This is a genomic window from Neorhizobium sp. P12A (genome assembly GCF_008365395.1).
Lineage (GTDB): Bacteria > Pseudomonadota > Alphaproteobacteria > Rhizobiales > Rhizobiaceae > Rhizobium.
In genome coordinates this window covers 844,117-861,507 of the sequence record NZ_QOVX01000001.1, presented here as the reverse complement: position 1 = coordinate 861,507, position 17,391 = coordinate 844,117, and the positions used below count along the sequence as shown (strand labels likewise).

Annotated in this window: 17 protein-coding genes; 5 read left to right on the top strand and 12 right to left on the bottom strand. The window is 62.6% G+C overall.

The genetic code is table 11. From position 1 onward, the window contains the following. Positions 1-182: 182 nt before the first annotated feature. Positions 183-521 (top strand): YciI family protein, encoded by a 339-nt coding sequence (locus tag DTW90_RS04110; RefSeq protein WP_132518459.1) that lies wholly within the window; start codon positions 183-185, stop codon positions 519-521. 19 nt (positions 522-540) lie between these two features. Here the strand turns inward: DTW90_RS04110 and ggt are convergent, their stop codons facing one another. Further along, a complete protein-coding gene (gene ggt / locus DTW90_RS04105) occupies positions 541-2,283 on the bottom strand; it encodes a gamma-glutamyltransferase (RefSeq protein WP_149336574.1) in 1,743 nt (580 codons plus the stop codon). Between the two features lie 130 nt (positions 2,284-2,413). After that, positions 2,414-3,058 (bottom strand): ThuA domain-containing protein, encoded by a 645-nt coding sequence (locus DTW90_RS04100; RefSeq protein WP_132518463.1) that lies wholly within the window; start codon positions 3,056-3,058, stop codon positions 2,414-2,416. Positions 3,059-3,777: 719 nt separating this feature from the next. Between DTW90_RS04100 and DTW90_RS04090 the strand changes: the two genes are divergently transcribed. Then, positions 3,778-4,206: an OsmC family protein gene (locus DTW90_RS04090; RefSeq protein ID WP_132518465.1), complete on the top strand. Its 429-nt coding sequence runs from the start codon at positions 3,778-3,780 to the stop codon at positions 4,204-4,206. Positions 4,207-4,224: 18 nt separating this feature from the next. Here DTW90_RS04090 and DTW90_RS04085 read toward each other — a convergent pair whose 3' ends face one another. From DTW90_RS04085 to DTW90_RS04075, 3 genes are all read right to left on the bottom strand, one after another. Further along, a complete protein-coding gene (locus DTW90_RS04085; protein WP_132518467.1) occupies positions 4,225-4,770 on the bottom strand; it encodes a hypothetical protein in 546 nt (181 codons plus the stop codon). Positions 4,771-4,834: 64 nt separating this feature from the next. After that, entirely contained in the window at positions 4,835-6,181 is a 1,347-nt protein-coding gene (locus DTW90_RS04080; RefSeq protein WP_132518469.1) for an LLM class flavin-dependent oxidoreductase, read from the bottom strand. 108 nt (positions 6,182-6,289) lie between these two features. Further along, positions 6,290-7,195: a LysR family transcriptional regulator gene (locus DTW90_RS04075; protein ID WP_149336572.1), complete on the bottom strand. Its 906-nt coding sequence runs from the start codon at positions 7,193-7,195 to the stop codon at positions 6,290-6,292. A gap of 122 nt (positions 7,196-7,317) precedes the next feature. Here DTW90_RS04075 and DTW90_RS04070 point away from each other — a divergent pair, with 122 nt between their 5' ends. The 3 genes from DTW90_RS04070 (at position 7,318) to DTW90_RS04060 (ending at position 10,554) form a co-directional block, all read left to right on the top strand. Next, positions 7,318-8,058, top strand: coding sequence for an SDR family oxidoreductase (locus DTW90_RS04070; RefSeq protein WP_149336571.1), 741 nt, complete (start codon positions 7,318-7,320; stop codon positions 8,056-8,058). Positions 8,059-8,290: 232 nt separating this feature from the next. Then, positions 8,291-9,193: an SDR family oxidoreductase gene (locus DTW90_RS04065; protein WP_149336569.1), complete on the top strand. Its 903-nt coding sequence runs from the start codon at positions 8,291-8,293 to the stop codon at positions 9,191-9,193. A gap of 152 nt (positions 9,194-9,345) precedes the next feature. Continuing rightward, positions 9,346-10,554 (top strand): adenylate/guanylate cyclase domain-containing protein, encoded by a 1,209-nt coding sequence (locus DTW90_RS04060; RefSeq protein ID WP_149336567.1) that lies wholly within the window; start codon positions 9,346-9,348, stop codon positions 10,552-10,554. A 27-nt stretch (positions 10,555-10,581) separates the two neighbouring features. Here DTW90_RS04060 and DTW90_RS04055 read toward each other — a convergent pair whose 3' ends face one another. The 7 genes from DTW90_RS04055 to DTW90_RS04025 are packed head-to-tail and all read right to left on the bottom strand — an operon-like array spanning position 10,582 to position 17,391. Next, positions 10,582-12,549: a 3-hydroxyacyl-CoA dehydrogenase NAD-binding domain-containing protein gene (locus DTW90_RS04055; RefSeq protein ID WP_149336565.1), complete on the bottom strand. Its 1,968-nt coding sequence runs from the start codon at positions 12,547-12,549 to the stop codon at positions 10,582-10,584. A 7-nt stretch (positions 12,550-12,556) separates the two neighbouring features. After that, positions 12,557-12,952 (bottom strand): RidA family protein, encoded by a 396-nt coding sequence (locus DTW90_RS04050; RefSeq protein WP_132518481.1) that lies wholly within the window; start codon positions 12,950-12,952, stop codon positions 12,557-12,559. After that, entirely contained in the window at positions 12,930-13,361 is a 432-nt protein-coding gene (locus DTW90_RS04045) for a thioesterase family protein (protein ID WP_149336563.1), read from the bottom strand. Before DTW90_RS04045 ends, DTW90_RS04050 begins: the two co-directional genes overlap by 23 nt. Before the next feature lie 8 nt (positions 13,362-13,369). After that, a complete protein-coding gene (locus tag DTW90_RS04040; RefSeq protein WP_149336561.1) occupies positions 13,370-14,557 on the bottom strand; it encodes an acyl-CoA dehydrogenase in 1,188 nt (395 codons plus the stop codon). A 14-nt stretch (positions 14,558-14,571) separates the two neighbouring features. After that, a complete protein-coding gene (locus tag DTW90_RS04035; RefSeq protein ID WP_149336559.1) occupies positions 14,572-15,753 on the bottom strand; it encodes an acyl-CoA dehydrogenase family protein in 1,182 nt (393 codons plus the stop codon). A gap of 1 nt (position 15,754) precedes the next feature. Beyond that, positions 15,755-16,606 carry an enoyl-CoA hydratase family protein gene (locus DTW90_RS04030; RefSeq protein WP_149336557.1) on the bottom strand — a complete coding sequence of 284 codons (852 nt, stop codon included), beginning with the start codon at positions 16,604-16,606 and terminating at the stop codon, positions 15,755-15,757. Then, positions 16,603-17,391, bottom strand: a complete 789-nt coding sequence (locus tag DTW90_RS04025) for an SDR family NAD(P)-dependent oxidoreductase (protein WP_149336555.1) — start codon at positions 17,389-17,391, stop codon at positions 16,603-16,605. Before DTW90_RS04025 ends, DTW90_RS04030 begins: the two co-directional genes overlap by 4 nt.

The window sequence follows — 17,391 nt, the reverse complement described above, 5'->3', positions numbered from 1 at the left end:
AGAAACGCCCCGTCCTGAGGGCGTCGTGGAGCGTTGTCCGCTCGCGCCAACGGCCGGCCAAAGGCCAAATCGGCACCGTGCTGGAAAAATCTCCCGGAAATTTGTCGGATCGCGATTCGATCGTTCGTCTAGACAGTGACGGCGGGGCGATCGGCCCGGCCGAAAACCCTGGAGGCAACGACATGGCGCGCTATCTGGTCGCAATCCACCATCCTGACGACTACGATCCGTCCACGGAGGACGAGGCGATGCACCGTGATATCGATGTCCTCAACGAGGAGATGATAGCCGCCGGTGTCAGGCTGTTCGTTGGCGGCCTGCATCCTGTAAGCAGCGCAAGATCGCTGCAGGCGAGGCCCGATGGTCAGGTGCTCGTCATCGACGGGCCTTATCTGAAAACCGGCGAGCATGTCGGCGGCTTCTGGGTGCTGGATGCCGCTGACATGGACGAGGCGATGGCATGGGGGAAAAAGGCGGCCATAGCCTGCCGTGCGCCGGTCGAGGTGCGGCCGTTTCACTGAGGAAACGGCCTGTCAGCTCTCAATATCCCTCGGCTGTGCCGGAGCCGGCACGGCTGTCCATGGCGCCGTTGTAGCGGGCGCCGCCGCCCTCACTGATTTCGCCAAGGCTCTTGCCGCCGACGAGGATGCCTGCGGCCTGACCCCAGACCGGCCAGCTCTTGTCGACCTGCACGTCATATCCCATGCCGGCCAGCAGCTTGAGGGTGTCGGGCGAGAGGGCGTAGGGTTCGGTATAGACCTTATCGGGCAGCCATTGATGATGGATGCGCGGCGTATCGATCGCCTGGCCGATATCCATGCCGAAATCGATGACGTTGATGATCGCTTCGAGTGTGATGGTGATGATGCGGGAGCCGCCCGGGCTGCCGATCACCATGAATGGCTTGCCGTCCTTAGCAATGATCGTCGGGCTCATGGAGGAGAGGGGGGTCTTCTTCGGCTGAATGGCGTTGGCCTCGCCCTGCACGAGGCCATAGAGGTTCGGTACGCCGGGCTTGGAGGTGAAGTCGTCCATCTCGTTGTTGAGTAGGATGCCAGTACCGTCGGCCACCACGCCGGCGCCGAAGGAGCCGTTCAGCGTGTAGGTCACGGCAACGGCGTTGCCGTCATTGTCGATGATCGAATAGTGGGTGGTCTCGTGACTCTCGCCCATGCCCTTCGGCATGAGATCCTTCGAGACGCCGGCGCGATAGGGATCGATGCTGTCGCGGATCTTGGCGGCATAGGCCTTGTCCAGCAGTTTGCTCACGGGATTGTCGACGAAGTCAGGATCGCCGAGGGCGGCATTGCGATCGACATAGGCATGGCGCATGGCTTCGACCATCAGATGCACGGTCTCAGCCGAACCCTGGCCGAGATAGGAGAGCGGATAGCCTTCCAGCACATTCAGGATTTCGCAGATGATGACGCCACCTGACGAGGGCGGCGGCGAGGAAATGATGTCGTAGCCGCGATAATTGCAGGTGACGGGTGCGAGTTCACGCACCTTGTACTGCTCGAAATCTTCCTTTGCCAGGATGCCATGCTTAGCCCCACTCGCCTTGACGATCAGATCGGCGATCGCGCCCTTGTAGAAAGCGTCCGGTCCCTGGTCCGATATGCTGGAGAGGGCGTTGGCGAGGTCCGGCTGCACGAGCTTGTCGCCCGAGGAGAAGGGTGCGGCATTCGGCTTGACGAAGATGGCGTCGGCGGCCGGATCTTGCGACAGACGCTTCTCGCTGTCATTCAGCGTCTTGGCATCGGCCTGGTTGAGGATGAAGCCTTCTTTTGCGTAGCGAATGGCCGGGGCCATCAGTTCCTGACGGGACTTGGTGCCGTATTTCTCCCGCGCCGTTTCGAAGCCCATGACGGAGCCGGGGACGCCGACGGCGAGATAGCCCTCGGTGCTTGCGCCTTTCACGACGTTACCCTTGTCGTCGAGATACATGGTCTTGGTGGCGGCGATCGGCGCACGCTCACGAAAATCGAAGAAAGTCGTCTTGCCGTCCTTCATGCGGATGGTCATGAAACCGCCGCCGCCGATATTGCCGGCCGTGGGATAGACAACCGCCAGTGCATACCCGACCGCAACAGCTGCGTCGACCGCATTGCCGCCGCTCTTCAGCACGTCGACGCCAATGTCGGTAGCCAGATGCTGAGCGGTGACGACCATACCGTGCTCGGCCTCGACCGGTTGCGGCGAGGCGGCGAAGCTGGTCGTTATACCAATGAAACCGAAAGACAGAGCAGTGATCGAGGCGAAAACGCTTCGGCGTAGATGCATGGTAACTCTCCCCCATTGATCCCGATAAGACCTAGGGGACCCTTTCGGGAAGGCCATGTCCAGCCCTCCCTTTCCACTGGTCCCTAGGTTTTTGCTGTCAGCGTGTGCTTTTTGGGGCTCACACATGCGGTCAGCGGCGTGCGGCCCAGGAAAGGCCACGCCGCAGGATGACCGGCATGTGGGGATGGTCGAATTCGGCCGCGACATGGCCGAGGGCGGAATAGAAGATGCGGCCGGCGCCGAAATGGCGCTTGAAGACGACGGGCATGGTGACGTTGCGCGTCGCCTGATCATGTTTGCCCGTGAATGTCGTGGTCGCCAGCACTTCGACCGACGGATCGTAGTGCAGGTAATATTGCTCCGAGCGGTAGTCGAAATCCGGGATGTCGGCCATGAGAGGGTCGTCCTGGCGGGTCACGGCGACGCGGAAATCGATAATGTTGCCGGGATGGGCGACCCAGGTGACGCCGGTCAGATAGTGGAAGGCGGGGCTTTCCTTGAAGGAGGTGGCAAGCGCGCAATGGAAGCCGGCGAGGCCTAAGCCGCCGCGGACGGCCGATGTCAGCGAATCGACGTGGGGCTTCTCGATCGTCTCGCCGGTAATGATCGGCACCAGCAGGCTTGCGCTGCGCAATGTCGGCGAGCCCAAGATGCCGAGATCCGGTGTGATCTCCACCTCGAAGCCGTCTTCAGCGAGCATCCGCCCGACGATATGCGCGCCTTCCTCGGGTTCGTGACCTTTCCAGCCACCCCAAACCACGATTGCCTTGCGCATATCGGCTCCCCTTCAAGTCTTGCTGGATAAGGCTTTCGCCAGTGAGCGTGCGATAGCCGCTTTACCCCGAGATAGCGTCAGATTTCGTCTGCGACCAGTGCAGCGCCGATTGCAACCACAATCGGTGGCGTCTGCAATGTGCCTTGACGACGCAGGGCGTCGGCGAATCGCGAATCAGGATGCCGATAACCCCTCGCGCCGCTTCGGACCGGTAACTAATACTTAAGAGTTACTACCCATGGGTTAAGCGAAAACGAAAGTATAACTCCATATCGTTAGAGCAATATTCGCCAAACTATCCTTTTGTGTCCTGTTTGTAGAGAATATCGGGGATAACTTACCGTTATTATCCACAGTAAGTCGGACTGGCGTTTTCTTAAATTTAGGATTTTCTACAATGAAGGAAATTGATCGAGCGGGGGATAGCATGATCACGAAGCTGGAGCAGTGGAGAGCGGAGCGGGTCAGCCGACCAAAGCCGTTTGTGGTTGCCAAGAAAACGCATGTCGTCGAAATCGAGTGCGTATATTGCCACCAACGGTTCTTCCGCTGGACATCCACGGCGCCGGCCTATGGATGTTGCGAAAGCTGCTGGACCGCCCATTGAGAGCCGGAACGGCCCGTATTGTGTTGTCGTAAATTCACTTGGATTGTTTCCGGTCGCGAAAATCCCTATTTGTTTTCAAACGTTGTTTTGAACAGGTAGGGCAAATTTTCCCATGGCTGAGCTGAAGATTAAGACGCGGCAGACGGGCGCAACCGCGGTCGTTGGACGCACCGGATTTCCGCATGTGACGACAGTTACCGGCGGCGCGCTCGATATCGTCACCGGCCCATCGCAGCCGGGATTCAATCCGCTCGATCTGCTCTATTCCTCGCTGTCGGCCTGCCTTGTGCTCAGCGCCCGCATGGCGGCAAGCAATATGGGCGTTCTCGACAAATTGACCGAGGTCACCGCGGTCGTGACCGGCGAGAAGGCGACCGAGGGCCTGTCGCGCGTCGAGAAATTCAACATCGCCTTCACGATCAAGGGTGCTTTCGACGAAGAGACCCGCGAGGCGATCGCGCGCGCCGCCGAAGACGAGATCTGCACCGTCAGCAACACGATCCGCGGCAACCCTGAGTTCTCGACCACGATTTCGGGGTGAGATGATCGGGCGGTAGCGTTACGATCTGGCTGGCAACTCAAAGCCTTCCAGATAAGGCCTCAGCTCCGCATCGACGTCCACATCCACGACATTGTTGAACACGGCCGTCGCGATCATGATGCCGGCGAAGGCGACGAGGTTCACCAAGGTCGGCTCGTCGTAGCGCGCTTTCAGCTGGTCCCACAGTTCCTGAGGCACGGCGTTGGCATCGACGACGATCGCCCTGCCGAATTCCATCAGCAGCGCCTCGTCTTCCGTCGCCACAACAGCATCGGGCGTAAGACCCGCATTGATCAATGCCCGGCGAAAGAAGCCGACGGGAATGATCGACCGGCTCTCCAGTGAGATGGACAGGCAGAAAAGCCAGACGGCGCGGTCGTCCAGTGCAGGCCGCAGTTCCTCGCGCAGCGTGAACCACTCGGCATAGATCCGGTGTGCCGCCGGCGAATGCAGCAGCGTGCGCTTCATGTTGGTCATGCGACCGCGCAGGGCGACTTCACGATCATGCTCGGCGCGGGCGGCTTCGGAGGCGGTGTCGTAGTCGAAATGGGATAGCTGGCTCATCGGCTGGTCTCTTGAAATGATGGTTTCTTCTGACCGATTTGGCTGCCGATGTCACCCGGATCCCTCATTGGGCCGCGTGTGCTGCCGGCGCAAAGAAGCGGTTTTCCGGGCGCGGCAGGCCAAGATGTTCGCGCAGCGTCGTTCCCTCATACTCCTTGCGGAAGAGACCGCGGCGCTGCAGTTCGGGAATGACCCGATCCGCGACGTCATTCAGGCCCTGGGGCAGGAAGGGGAAGACGACGTTGAAGCCGTCGGAGCCTCGTTCGTCGAGCCATTTCTCCATCTCGTCGGCGATGGTCGCTGGCGTGCCGACGAAGGCAAGCCCGCCATAGCCGCCGAGGCGCTGGGCAAGCTGCCGGACGGTCAGATTTTCCCTCTGCGCCAGACGGATCGCCTGCTCGCGACCGCTCTTGCTGGCGTTGCTCTCAGGGATTTCCGGGAGTGGAGCGTCGGGATCGAATTTCGAGGCATCGTGGCCGAGCGTGATCGACAGCTGGGCGATGGCGCTGTCGTAATGGACCAGGCTGTCCAGCTTGGCGCGCTTGGCCTTGGCTTCGTCGACCGTGTCGCCGACGACGATGAAAGCGGCCGGCAGGATCTTCAGATGGTCGGGATTGCGACCGACGCGCTGCATCCGGCCCTTGATGTCGGCATACATCGGCTTGGCCGTATCGAGGTCGCGGGGTGCGGCGAAGACGACTTCGGCGGTTTCGGCGGCAAGCTGTCGGCCGGCTTCGGATTGTCCGGCCTGCACGATAACCGGCCAGCCCTGCGGCGAACGGGCGATATTCAGCGGGCCGCGCACGCTCAGTTCCGCGCCCTTGTGGCCGAGGACATGCATCCTATCAGGATCAAAGAAAATGCCGCTTTCGGTATCGCGAATGAAGGCATCGTCGGCAAAGCTGTCCCAGAGGCCGGTCACGACATCGTAGAATTCACGGGCCCTGCCATAGCGTTCGTCGTGCTCCATGTGCTCTTCCAGCCCGAAATTCAGCGCTGCATCGGGATTGGACGTGGTGACGATGTTCCAGCCGGCGCGGCCACCGCTGATGTGGTCGAGCGAGGCGAAGCGACGGGCGATGTGATAGGGCGCATCGAACGTGGTCGAGGCGGTCGCGACGAGGCCGATCTTCTCGGTGAGGGCCGCAAGCGCGGAAAGCAGGGTGAAGGGCTCGAAGGAGGTGACGGTGTGGCTGCGCTTCAGCGCCTCGATCGGCATGTTGAGCACGGCCAGATGATCGGCCATGAAGAAAGCGTCGAATTTCGCCTGCTCCAGCTTCTGTGCGAAGCTGACAATATGCTTGAAATTGAAGTTGGCATCGGGATAGGCACCCGGGTAACGCCATGCGCCGGCATGAAGGCTGACAGGACGCATGAAGGCGCCGAGTTTCAATTGTTTCCGCTCAACCATTCGCCCCATCCTTCCGCAGATTCCTTGCCTGTATTGCAGGCCCGGCGTTTCTCTTCGCACGTAGGGATGTCGGCTGCATATTCAAAGGGCTGTTACCGCTTATTTGTTTCAGGCGGTGGTTTCATCCCGGTGCTGCGCGAAGACTCTGGTGAGCCAATCGATGAAGACGCGCACGCGGGGAGAAAGCTGGCGGTTGCGGGGATAGAGCAGCGATACCGGCGTCTTCGTCAGGGGATAGTCCGTCAGGATCGATACCAGCTCGCCGGAATCGAGATATTGTTGCATATGGTACCGCGGCACCTGGATGATGCCTAGCCCGAGCCTTGCCGCAGCGTGCATGCTTTCGGCAGCATTCACCGAAACCGTCGTCGGCAGCATGATATTGCGCACCTCCCCGTCGATGATGAATTCAAGGGGCAGCAATCCGCCTGCTGCCGTCGAACGGAAGCCGACCATGCGGTGGCCCTCCAGCCTTTCCGGATGCTCCGGCATCCCATGGCGTTCGATATAGGCGGGTGAGGCAAGTGTCAGCTCTTCCAGCATCGCAACGCGGCGGGCGACCATGTCGCTATCCTGGGGAATGCCGACGCGCAGCACGCAGTCGATACCCTCGCGCACCAGGTCCACCAGCCTGTCGCCCTCGCTCATGTAGAACTCGATGTCGGGATAAGTCTCGAGGAACGAGGGCAGGCTCGGCAGCACGAAATGCCGCGCCAGCGTCCCGTGGACATCGACGCGCAGCAGCCCTTTCGGCTTGGCGCCGGCAAAGGCGCCCTCGGCATCCTCGATGTCGGCGAGTATGCTGAGGCATCGCTGGTAATAGGCCTCGCCGTCGAGCGTCGGGCTGACATGGCGGGTCGTGCGCTGCAGCAGGCGCACGCCGAGGCGCGCCTCAACCTGCTTGACCGCATCGGTCACCGTCGAGCGTGGCAGCCCGGTGTCCTCGGCCGCCAGTGTGAAGCTGCGTCTTTCAACGACGCGGGTGAAGACCCGCATGGCATCGAACCTGTCCATCGTATTTGTTCGCATTTCCCGGATAGTGATGCCGGATAATGGCCGATTATCCGCCGTTCGAAAAGGGGCATCTTCCTCTCATCGAAACGCGCTGAGGCGCAAACACACTGAGGAGAAAGACAATGTCCGTTGAGAGCAACAAGGTCGCCATCGTCACCGGCGCTTCCAGAGGTATCGGCGCCGCGATTGCCGAGCGTCTCGGCAAGGATGGTTTCACCGTCGTCGTCAACTATGCAGGCAGCGCCGCCTCAGCCGAGGACGTGGTGCGCAAGATCGAGCAGGCCGGCGGCAAGGCCGTGGCGGCACAGGCCGACGTTTCGGATGCCGAAGCCGTCCGCCGGATGTTCGATACGGCAGAAACCGCATTCGGCGGCGTAGATGTGCTCGTCAACAATGCCGGCATCATGCTGCTTTCGCCTCTGGTGAATGTCGATGACGCCAGCTTTGATCGTCAGATCGCCATCAATCTCAAGGGCACGTTCAACACGCTGCGCGAAGCTGCAAAGCGCCTGCGCGAAGGCGGCCGGGTCATCAATTTCTCGTCGAGCGTCGTTGGCCTGAAGCCGGAAAGCTACGCCGTCTATGCCGGCACCAAGGCTGCGGTCGAAACCATGACGGGCATCATGTCCAAGGAAATGCGCGGCCGCAAGATCACGGTCAATGCAGTCGCTCCTGGTCCGACCGCCACCGATCTCTTCCTCAACGGCAAATCTGACGAACTCATCGACCGGCTGGCCAAGGCAAACCCGCTCGAACGTCTCGGCACGCCGGAGGATATCGCCAGCGTTGTCGCCTTCCTCGCCGGTCCCGATGGCGCCTGGGTCAATGGTCAGGTGCTGCGCGCCAATGGCGGCATGATCTGAGGTTCTAACTGGCAGGTGGGGCGCGTGACTCGGTCACGGCGCTGTCCCCCGTCATTCCTGCGCTTGTCACAGGAATCCAGTCACGGCGCGTCTGCGACGTGAAAAGACTCCCCTCGGCCCAAGGACTTGGGCCGGCTGGATCCCTGTGACGAGCACAGGGATGACGGAGGAGAGGGAGAGCCGCCTCCGCCTTTCGTAAATCCCATTTACCCCATCCCGAAGGATCAAGATCATGAGCAAGCAAGTTATCGTCATCACGGGCGCATCGAGCGGCTTTGGTGCGCTCACGGCTCGCGCCCTCGCCAAGGCCGGGCACACCGTCTATGCCGGCATTCGCGGCACTGAAGGACGCAACGCTCCTGCCGTTGCCGAGGCTGCCGCCTTCGCCAAGGACAACACCGTCGACCTTCGCACCGTCGAACTCGACGTCGCCAACGATGCCTCCGTCGAGGCGGGCATCGCCAAGGTCATTGCCGACGAAGGCCGCATCGACGTGCTCGTACACAATGCCGGCCACATGTCCTTCGGCCCGGCCGAAGCCTTCACGCCGGAACAATATGCCGAGCTCTTCGATATCAACGTCCTTTCGACCCAGCGCATCAATCGGGCAGCGCTACCCTATATGCGCAAGGCAGGGAAGGGCCTGGTCGTCTGGGTGTCCTCATCAAGCACCCGCGGCGGCACGCCGCCCTATCTCGCTCCCTATTTCGCTGCCAAGGCCGCGATGGATTCGCTTGCGGTCTCCTATGCAAGCGAGCTGAACCGTTGGGGTATCGAAACCGCGATCATCGTGCCCGGCGCCTTCACCAAGGGCACCAACCATTTCGCTCATTCCGGCTCTCCGGCCGACACGGCCCGCGCTGCCGAATATAATGACGGTCCCTACAAGGGCGTGACCGATCAGGCACTGAAAGGCCTTGCCTCGCTCGAACCGGCTGATGCGGACGCAGGCGCCGTGGCTGTCGCGATCGTCGACGTGGTCAACATGCCGTTCGGCAAGCGCCCGTTCCGTACCCATATCGATCCGTCGGAAGATGGAGCGGAGATCGTCAACGGCGTTGCCGACCGTGTTCGCGCCGAGCTCTTCCGCCGGATCGGCCTGGACGACCTTTTGAAGCCGACTGCCAGAGGCTGATTGCCTGTCGGTATATCCATCGCGTCAAATCGCCGCTTTGCAGCCCGCAAAGCGGCGATTTCCATGTTTTCGGCCGCGAATTCGATATCGCGGCTTTCTTGCGTCGTTGAATGGTATTAAAGCGAACCCTCAGAAGCCCCGGGATTACCTTCATGCAAGATAAAGATATCAGCGAGATTGCTGCATGGTTGATGCAGCAAGGCCTGAAAGGCACTTCGGAATCCGCGTTGCTCAGCGGTTTCTGCGATGCCTGCTATCAGCACGGCCTCGAGCTTGGCCGAGCGATGGCGCTCATGGACACGCTGCACCCCGTTTACGAAGGCCGCGCATTTCGCTGGGATCGGCGCGAAGCCGTCGAGCCGGTATTCGAATACGGCCCGACGGGACGCGGCATCGCGCAGGAAAACTGGCTGCGCTCGGCTTTCTATTACCTGCTGAGCAGCGGCGAGCCCGAAGTTCGCCGGCGCATCACGGGTGGCGATCCGATCGATTTCTACGGGCTGGACAGCATGCAGGAGTCCGGCCACACCGATTTCATCGCCTTTGCCCAACGCTTCGAAGAAGCCGGTACGATCGGCGAGATGGATTGCTTTTTCTCGCATTTCGCAAGCACTGCCAAGGACGGTTTTTCCGGGGAAGACCTGGCGACCCTGCGCCGCCTCGTGCCTGCGCTCGGGCTTGCGATCAAATGCACGGCGCTCGGCCGCATCGCGCGCACCATTGCCGAGGTCTATCTCGGCGAGGATGCCGCCCGGCATGTGCTGGAGGGCAAGATCAGCCGCGGCAAGGCAGAGCGGATCTCGGCGGCGCTATGGTTTTCCGACCTTGCGAACTATACGCGCATTTCGGATACGGCCGAGCCGGATGAGCTCATCCCGATGCTGAACGACTATGCCGATGCCGTCATATCCTCGATCCATGAGGCCGGCGGCAACGTGCTGAAATTGATCGGTGACGGGACGCTTGCCATCTTCAAAGCCGAGGATACCAGCGATGCCTGTGCTGCGGCTCTCAAGGCCGAATCCCTGTTGCGCCAGCGTCTGAGGGACCTCAATTCACAGCGGCAGATCGAGGGGCGGCCGGTGACGGAAGTCTATCTCGGGCTGCATATCGGCGATGTCTTCTATGGCAATATCGGCAGCCAGGATCGGCTGGATTTCACGGTCATCGGGCCTGCTGTCAACGAGGTGAGCCGCATTGCATCGATGTGCCATTCCGCGGATCGCGATATCCTGATGTCGTCGAGTTTCGCCTCATCGGCGCAGGTCGTGCAGCGCAACGATATCGTCTCCGTCGGCCGTTATGCACTGCGCGGCGTCAAGCGCGCGCAGGAGCTTTTCACGTTGATCTCCGCAGCCTGAGTAATTTCAGCAAAGGCGTCCTACGGCTTATCGACGGCCGGCGGCAAACATCGGGCCGCCGCGATGGGACGGGAAACCGTAGCCGTTGATCATGACGAGATCGATATCGCCGGGGCGTGCTGCCACACCCTCGGCAAGCAGCGCCTCTCCCTCGTCGGACATGGCCTTCAACAGGCGAGCGGTGATCTCGTCGGCGTTGAAATGTCTGGGTTCGATGTCTTTTTCGGCTCGGACCTGCTCGATCAAGGCGGTGACATCAGGATCGACAGAGCGCTTGCCGTTCGGATAGACGTACCAGCCCTTGCCGGCCTTCTGCCCGAAACGCCCGGCCTCGCAAAGCCGGTCGGCGATATCGACGTAGCGAGCTGCAGGATCGCGGGTTGCGGCCTGGCGTTTGCGTTTTGCCCAGGCAATCTCGAGGCCCGCCATGTCGTAGACCGCGAAAAGGCCCATCGGAAAGCCGTAGGCCTCCAGCGCCGCATCGATCTCGTGCGGCAGGGCGCCGTCCTCCAGCATGAATTCAGCCTCGCGGCGATAGGCCGAGAAAATGCGGTTGCCGATGAAGCCTTCGGTCACGCCGCAGACGACAGGCAGCTTGCCGAGCTTCTTGGCAACGGCGAGTGCGGTGACGAGGACGTCGGGTGCTGATTTCGCGCAGTTCACGACTTCGACCAGCCGCATGATATGGGCCGGCGAGAAGAAGTGCAGGCCGACCACCCGCTCGGGATGAGCGGTGGCGGCGGCAATCGCGTTCGGGTCCAGATAGCTGGTATTGGTGGCAAGGATCGCGTCCGGTCGGACGATGTTGTCGAGGCGCTGGAAGAGTTCGGTCTTGACCACAAGGTCGTCGAAGACGGCTTCGATGACGAGATCGGCGGCGGCAAGTTCCGACGCGTCAGATGTTACGGTCAGCCGCTGCAGGCGCCCGTCGCGTCCGGCGGCATCCAGCCGGCCGGTCTGCACGGCCTTGTCGAGAAGGCCAGAGATCCGCTCACGGCCCTTGTCGGCCGCATCCTGTGTCTGCTCGACGCCGATGACGCGATAGCCGCCATTGAGCGCAGCAACGGCGATGCCCGAGCCCATCAGGCCGGTGCCGACGATGCCGATCACGTCGACCTTGCGTGCCTTCACCGTTTCGAGGCCATCGACCTTGCCGGCGGCGCGCTCGGCGAAGAAGACGTGGCGAAGGGCGGCGGCTTCGTCGCTGTCGCGCAGTTCGAGAAAGGTGCGGCGTTCCTCTGCCAAGCCCTCGGCAAGCGGGGCAGTGGCGGCAAGGCGCACGAGGCGGATCGCTTCGAGCGGCGCGCGCTGGCCTTTGGCCTTGCGGGCGGCATCGGCGGCCGCCTTCTCGAGGGTGTCGGCCGGCGCATCGGGAACTGTCAGCGCGCCGGTGCGGCGAAGAGGCTTGCCGACGAGGCCTTTCGCGACCTCGGCAGCGGCGCCGACCACATCGGCGTCTACAACCGCGTCGACAATGCCAAGCGACCGCGCTTCACCGGCGCCGACGAGGCGGGCCGACGAGATCAGTTCGATGGCTGCGGGTGTTCCGGTCAGGCGCGGCAGGCGCTGCGTGGCACCCGCGCCCGGCACGATGCCGAGCTTGACTTCGGGCAGGCCGATCTTCGCCGAAGAAAGGGCGATGCGATGATGGCAGGCGAGCGTCAGCTCGCAGCCGCCGCCGAGGGCCGCGCCATTGATAGCGGCAACGGCAGCCTTCCTGAAGGCTTCGATGCGCTCGATGACCTGCGGCAGCGTCGGTTCGACGGGCGGCTTGCCGAATTCCTTGATGTCGGCGCCGCCGACGAAGGTATTGCCGGCGCCAGTCAGCGCGATTGCCTGCACTGTCGCGTCCACTTCGGCGCGGTCGAGCGCCGCCATCAGACCAGCGCGAACGTCCGCCGATGTGGCGTTGACCGGCGGATTGTCGATGGTGACGACAAGAACGCCGTTACGCACCGAGCCCGAGATCGTGTCGGAAAAGCGCAAGTCCGGCATGGTTCACCTATTCCGGGATGACGGCGGTTGCCTGGATCTCGATCTTGGCGCGGTCCTCGACGAGGGCGACGACCTGCATTGCGGCCATGGCCGGGAAATGCCGGCCGATGATGTCGCGATAGGCCTGGCCGATGCCTTTGAGGTTGCCGAGATATTCAGCCTTGTCGGTGAAATACCAGGTCATCGAGGTGATGTGCTGCGGTTCGGCGCCACCCTCGGCGAGGATCGCAACGACGTTCTTCAGCGTCTGACGCACCTGCTCGACGAAATCGTCGCTCTCGAATTCGCAGGCGGCGTTCCAGCCGACCTGACCGCCGACGAAGACCGTACGACCGGTTGCGGCGACGCCGTTGGCATAGCCGATGGGCTTGGCCCAACCTTCAGGTTGCAGGATGGTGTGCATCGGCGGTCTCCAAATGAGAGGTCAGCGCGGCACGGATATCCTCCGGCCAGGCAAGGGATTGATGGGTATCGAGCGAGGTCGAGACGACGCGGTGCTTGGCGCTCCACAGTAGCTTGCCGTTGGCGGATATCTCATGCTCGAGATCGAGCGAGGACCGGCCGACGCCGCGGACATGGAGTGCAAATTCCAGCGTATCGCCCTGGAAGCCGGGGCTGGAAAAGGTGAGATCGAGGCGCACCGTCGGAACGCCGATGCGCCTGTCGTCGACCATCATCTTCCAGGGAAAACCGAGCGACGCGAAGAAATCCTCCAGAACACCGACGAGGATGTTCAAGTAGGACGGGAAATAGGCGATCCCTGAAGGATCGCAATCCCCGAAGCGAAGCGGTCTTTCGGTGCGAAACGCCAATTCCGTCCTCAATTCGCGAAAGCGGCAATGCCTGTTATGGCGCGGCCGAGGATGAGGGCGTGGACGTCGTGGGTGCCTTCGTAGGTGTTGACCACTTCGAGGTTGACCATGTGGCGGGCGATGCCGAATTCGTCGGAAATGCCGTTGCCGCCGAGCATGTCGCGGGCTGCGCGGGCAATGTCCAGCGCCTTGCCGCAGGAGTTGCGCTTCAGGATCGAGGTCAGTTCGACCGGCGGATGGCCGTCTTCCTTCATGCGGCCGAGGCGCAGGCAGCCTTGCAGGCCGAGCGTGATCTCGGTCACCATGTCGGCGAGCTTCTTCTGGATCAACTGGTTGGCGGCAAGCGGCCGGCCGAACTGCTTGCGGTCGAGCACATATTGCCGTGCCTTGGCATAGCAGTCCTCGGCGGCCCCCAGCGCACCCCAGGCAATACCGAAGCGGGCGGAGTTGAGGCAGGTGAAGGGACCCTTGAGGCCCGATACGTTGGGCAGCAAGTTTTCCTCGGGCACGAAGACGTTATCCATCACGACTTCGCCCGTGATCGAGGCGCGCAGCCCGACCTTGCCGTGGATTGCCGGGGCGGTGAGACCCTTCCAGCCCTTTTCGAGAATGAAGCCGCGGATAACGCCGTCCTCGGTCTTGGCCCAGACGACGAAGACGTCGGCGATGGGCGCGTTGGAGATCCAGGTCTTGGCGCCGGTCAGGCTGTAGCCGCCATCGACCTTCTTCGCGCGCGTCACCATCGAGCCCGGGTCGGAACCGTGGTTCGGTTCGGTCAGGCCGAAGCAGCCGATCCATTCGCCCGTCGCGAGCTTCGGCAGGTATTTCTGCTTCTGTGCTTCCGAACCGAAGGCATCGATCGGCACCATGACGAGGGAGGACTGCACGCTCATCATCGAGCGGTAACCGCTGTCGACGCGCTCGACCTCGCGCGCGATCAGGCCATAGGCGACGTAACCGAGGCCGGCGCCGCCATATTCCGGTGCGATTGTCGGCCCGAGCAGGCCGAGTTCGCCCATTTCGCGGAAGATAGCGGGATCGGTCTTCTCATGACGGAAGGCGTCAAGCACGCGCGGCGCCAGCTTCTCCTGCGCATAGGCATGCGCGGTGTCGAGCACCATGCGCTCGTCGTCGTTCAACTGCTCCGTCAGCCGGAATGGATCCGCCCAATCAAAGACTTCGCGTGTCGATGCCATGAGTATGTCTCCCGTCAAATGGTCTTGAGGAGTTCGCGGGCGACGATGAGTTTCTGAACCTCCGTCGCACCTTCGTAGATGCGCAGCGCGCGAATCTCCCGATAGAGTTTTTCCGTTATTTCACCAGTCCGCACCCCGCGGCCGCCGAAGAGCTGGACGGCGCGGTCGATGACACCCTGTGCCGTCTCGGTCGCCGTCATCTTCGCCATCGCCGCTTCGCGCGTCGTGGAAAGCTTCTGCACATCGCGTCGCCAGGCCGCCCGATAGGTTAAAAGCGCTGCCGCATCGATGCCGGTCGCCATATCCCCGAGGGCGGCTTGCGTCAACTGAAGGTCGGCAAGCGCTGCGCCAAACATCGGCCGCGCCTTGGCATGAACGAGGGACTCGTCGAGCGCTCGGCGCGCGAAGCCCAGGGCCGCTGCGGCGACTGAGGCGCGGAAGATGTCCAGCGTGCGCATGGCGATCTTGAAGCCTTCGCCGGGCGCGCCCAGGCGGCGCGAGGCCGGGATGCGGCAGTTTTCGAACCGGATCGTCGCCAGCGGATGCGGCGCGATCACCTCGATGCGCTCGGAGATCGAGAAGCCGGGATCATCGGCAAAGACGACGAAGGCCGAGATGCCGCGTGTGCCCGGCGCCTCGCCGGATCGAGCGAAGACGGTATAGACGTCGGCGATGCCGCCGTTGGAAATCCAGGTCTTTTCGCCATCCAGCACATAATGGTCGCCATCGGCGTGGGCGGCGCAGGCCATGGCGGCGACGTCGGAGCCGGCATCCTTTTCCGAGAGCGCGAAGGCGGAGAGCCATTCGCCGGAGCGGACCTTGGGCAGAACGGCAGCGCGCAGTTCCGCGGAGCCGGTCAACCCGATCGCGCCGGTACCAAGACCCTGCATGGCGAAGGCGAAATCGGCAAGGCCGTCATGCCAGGCGAGCGTTTCGCGGGCAAGGCAGACGGAACGGCTGTCGATCAGCGGCTCGGCATCCGATGTCCCGGTCGCCGCAGTGAGGAGCCCGGCTTCGCCCAGCGCCTTCACCAGCTTGCGGCAGGCCCCATCGACATCGGCGTGATCGATGCTTGATATGACGCCCGATCTGGCGAAGTCGTCGACCCTGGCCGCGAAATCGCGGTGGCGCTGTTCGAAGAACGGCAAGTCCAGATGGTCCCGCGACGGACCGGGAAGCGTCGATGCCTGACCCATGTTAGTTCCCCTGGAACTCGGGCTTGCGCTTGGCGGCGAAGGCCTCGAAGGCGCGGCGGAAATCCTGTGTCGCCATGCAGACGGCTTGGGCCTGGGCCTCCGATTCGATCATCTCGTCGATGCCCATCGCCCATTCCTGATTGAGCATGGTCTTGGTCATGCCATGGGCGAACCAGGGGCCATCGGCGAGCGAATGGGCGAGTTTTTTGGCTTCGCCTTCGAGATCGGCGGCGGCGTGCAAGCCGTTGTAGAAGCCCCAGGCATTGCCCTCGGCAGCGCTCATGGAACGGCCGGTGAAGAGCAGTTCGGCGGCGCGGCCCTGGCCGATGATGCGCGGGAGGATGCCGCAAGCGCCCATGTCCGCCCCGGCAAGGCCGACGCGGGTAAAGAGGAAGGCGGTTTTGGCTTCCGGCGTCGCGAGCCTGAGGTCCGAGGCCATTGCGAGGATCGCGCCGGCGCCGGCGCAGATGCCGTCGACAGCCGCGATGATCGGCTGCGGGCACTTGCGCATCGCCTTGACGAGATCGCCGGTCATGCGGGTGAAGGCCAGAAGCTCCGGCATCGCCATGCGCGTCAGGGGCTCGATGATCTCGAAGATGTCGCCGCCCGACGAAAAATTGCCGCCGGAGCCGGCCAGCACGATCGCGCGGATATCCGAGGCATAGACGAGGTCGCGGAAGAGATCGCGCAGCTCGGCATAGCTTTCGAAGGTGAGCGGGTTCTTGCGCTCCGGCCGGTTCAGCCGGATGGTCGCGACGCGGTCGTCCTCACTGACTTCCCACACGAAATGCTTCGGCTGATAATCCCTGAAGGGCGTCAAATGACCCCGCATCGTCATATCATGATCGCTCATCCTGCCAAAACCTCCCCACCGGCAACCGCGATTGCCTGTCCTGTTATCGATGCCGCGTTGGGCGATGCGAGCCAGATCACCGTATCGGCGACCTCCTCCGGCCGCACCAGCCGCCCCTGCGGATTGGATTTCGTGAATTCCGCCATGGCCTGCTCGGGCGTGCGGCCAGTCTTGGCGACGATCGTCTCGATTGAGCGCGCGATGATCGGGGTGTCGGTAAAGCCCGGGCAGACAGCATTGACCGTCACGCCCGTCTTTGCCAGCTCCAGCGCCAGCGAGCGGGTCAGGCCGACGACGCCGTGCTTGGCGGCGACATAGGCTGAGACATAGCCGTAGCCGGTCAGCCCAGCCGTCGAGGCGATGTTGATGATGCGGGCGACGTTTCCATGCGCCTTCAGATCGGGCAGGGCGGCTTGCGTCACCAGGAAGACGCCGGTCAGATCGACAGAGAGAACGTGGTTCCACATGTCGAGGCTGGTCTTCTCGAAGGGCGCGGTCGGAGCCTCGCCGGCATTGTTGACGAGAACGGAGACCGGGCCGAATTTTTCCCGTGCGGCGGCAAAGCCTGCGGCGATCGCCTCGGGGCTGGTGACGTCGAAGCCGGCGGCGACGAAGGCGTTTTCGCCCAGGTCTGCGGCGAGCGCTTGCAGCGGTTCGCCGCGACGGCCGGCAAGCGTCACGCGGGCGCCCTCGGCAGCCAGCGCGCGGGCTATCGCCGCGCCGATGCCGCTGCCGGCGCCCGTGACCAGCGCATGACGTCCTGCCAGTTTGCCTTCAGCGCTCAT

Bases quoted from the DNA above. Each gene is read 5' to 3' on its own strand.
- ggt (WP_149336574.1), bottom strand. From the start codon at position 2,283: ATGCATCTACGCCGAAGCGTTTTCGCCTCGATCACTGCTCTGTCTTTC.
- DTW90_RS04050 (WP_132518481.1), bottom strand. From the start codon at position 12,952: ATGCACACCATCCTGCAACCTGAAGGTTGGGCCAAGCCCATCGGCTAT.
- DTW90_RS04085 (WP_132518467.1), bottom strand. From the start codon at position 4,770: ATGAGCCAGCTATCCCATTTCGACTACGACACCGCCTCCGAAGCCGCC.
- DTW90_RS04075 (WP_149336572.1), bottom strand. From the start codon at position 7,195: ATGGACAGGTTCGATGCCATGCGGGTCTTCACCCGCGTCGTTGAAAGA.
- DTW90_RS04080 (WP_132518469.1), bottom strand. From the start codon at position 6,181: ATGGTTGAGCGGAAACAATTGAAACTCGGCGCCTTCATGCGTCCTGTC.
- DTW90_RS04065 (WP_149336569.1), top strand. From the start codon at position 8,291: ATGAGCAAGCAAGTTATCGTCATCACGGGCGCATCGAGCGGCTTTGGT.
- DTW90_RS04090 (WP_132518465.1), top strand. From the start codon at position 3,778: ATGGCTGAGCTGAAGATTAAGACGCGGCAGACGGGCGCAACCGCGGTC.
- DTW90_RS04100 (WP_132518463.1), bottom strand. From the start codon at position 3,058: ATGCGCAAGGCAATCGTGGTTTGGGGTGGCTGGAAAGGTCACGAACCC.
- DTW90_RS04060 (WP_149336567.1), top strand. From the start codon at position 9,346: ATGCAAGATAAAGATATCAGCGAGATTGCTGCATGGTTGATGCAGCAA.
- DTW90_RS04040 (WP_149336561.1), bottom strand. From the start codon at position 14,557: ATGGCATCGACACGCGAAGTCTTTGATTGGGCGGATCCATTCCGGCTG.
- DTW90_RS04025 (WP_149336555.1), bottom strand. From the start codon at position 17,391: ATGAGCGCTGAAGGCAAACTGGCAGGACGTCATGCGCTGGTCACGGGC.
- DTW90_RS04055 (WP_149336565.1), bottom strand. From the start codon at position 12,549: ATGCCGGACTTGCGCTTTTCCGACACGATCTCGGGCTCGGTGCGTAAC.
- DTW90_RS04070 (WP_149336571.1), top strand. From the start codon at position 7,318: ATGTCCGTTGAGAGCAACAAGGTCGCCATCGTCACCGGCGCTTCCAGA.
- DTW90_RS04035 (WP_149336559.1), bottom strand. From the start codon at position 15,753: ATGGGTCAGGCATCGACGCTTCCCGGTCCGTCGCGGGACCATCTGGAC.
- DTW90_RS04030 (WP_149336557.1), bottom strand. From the start codon at position 16,606: ATGAGCGATCATGATATGACGATGCGGGGTCATTTGACGCCCTTCAGG.
- DTW90_RS04110 (WP_132518459.1), top strand. From the start codon at position 183: ATGGCGCGCTATCTGGTCGCAATCCACCATCCTGACGACTACGATCCG.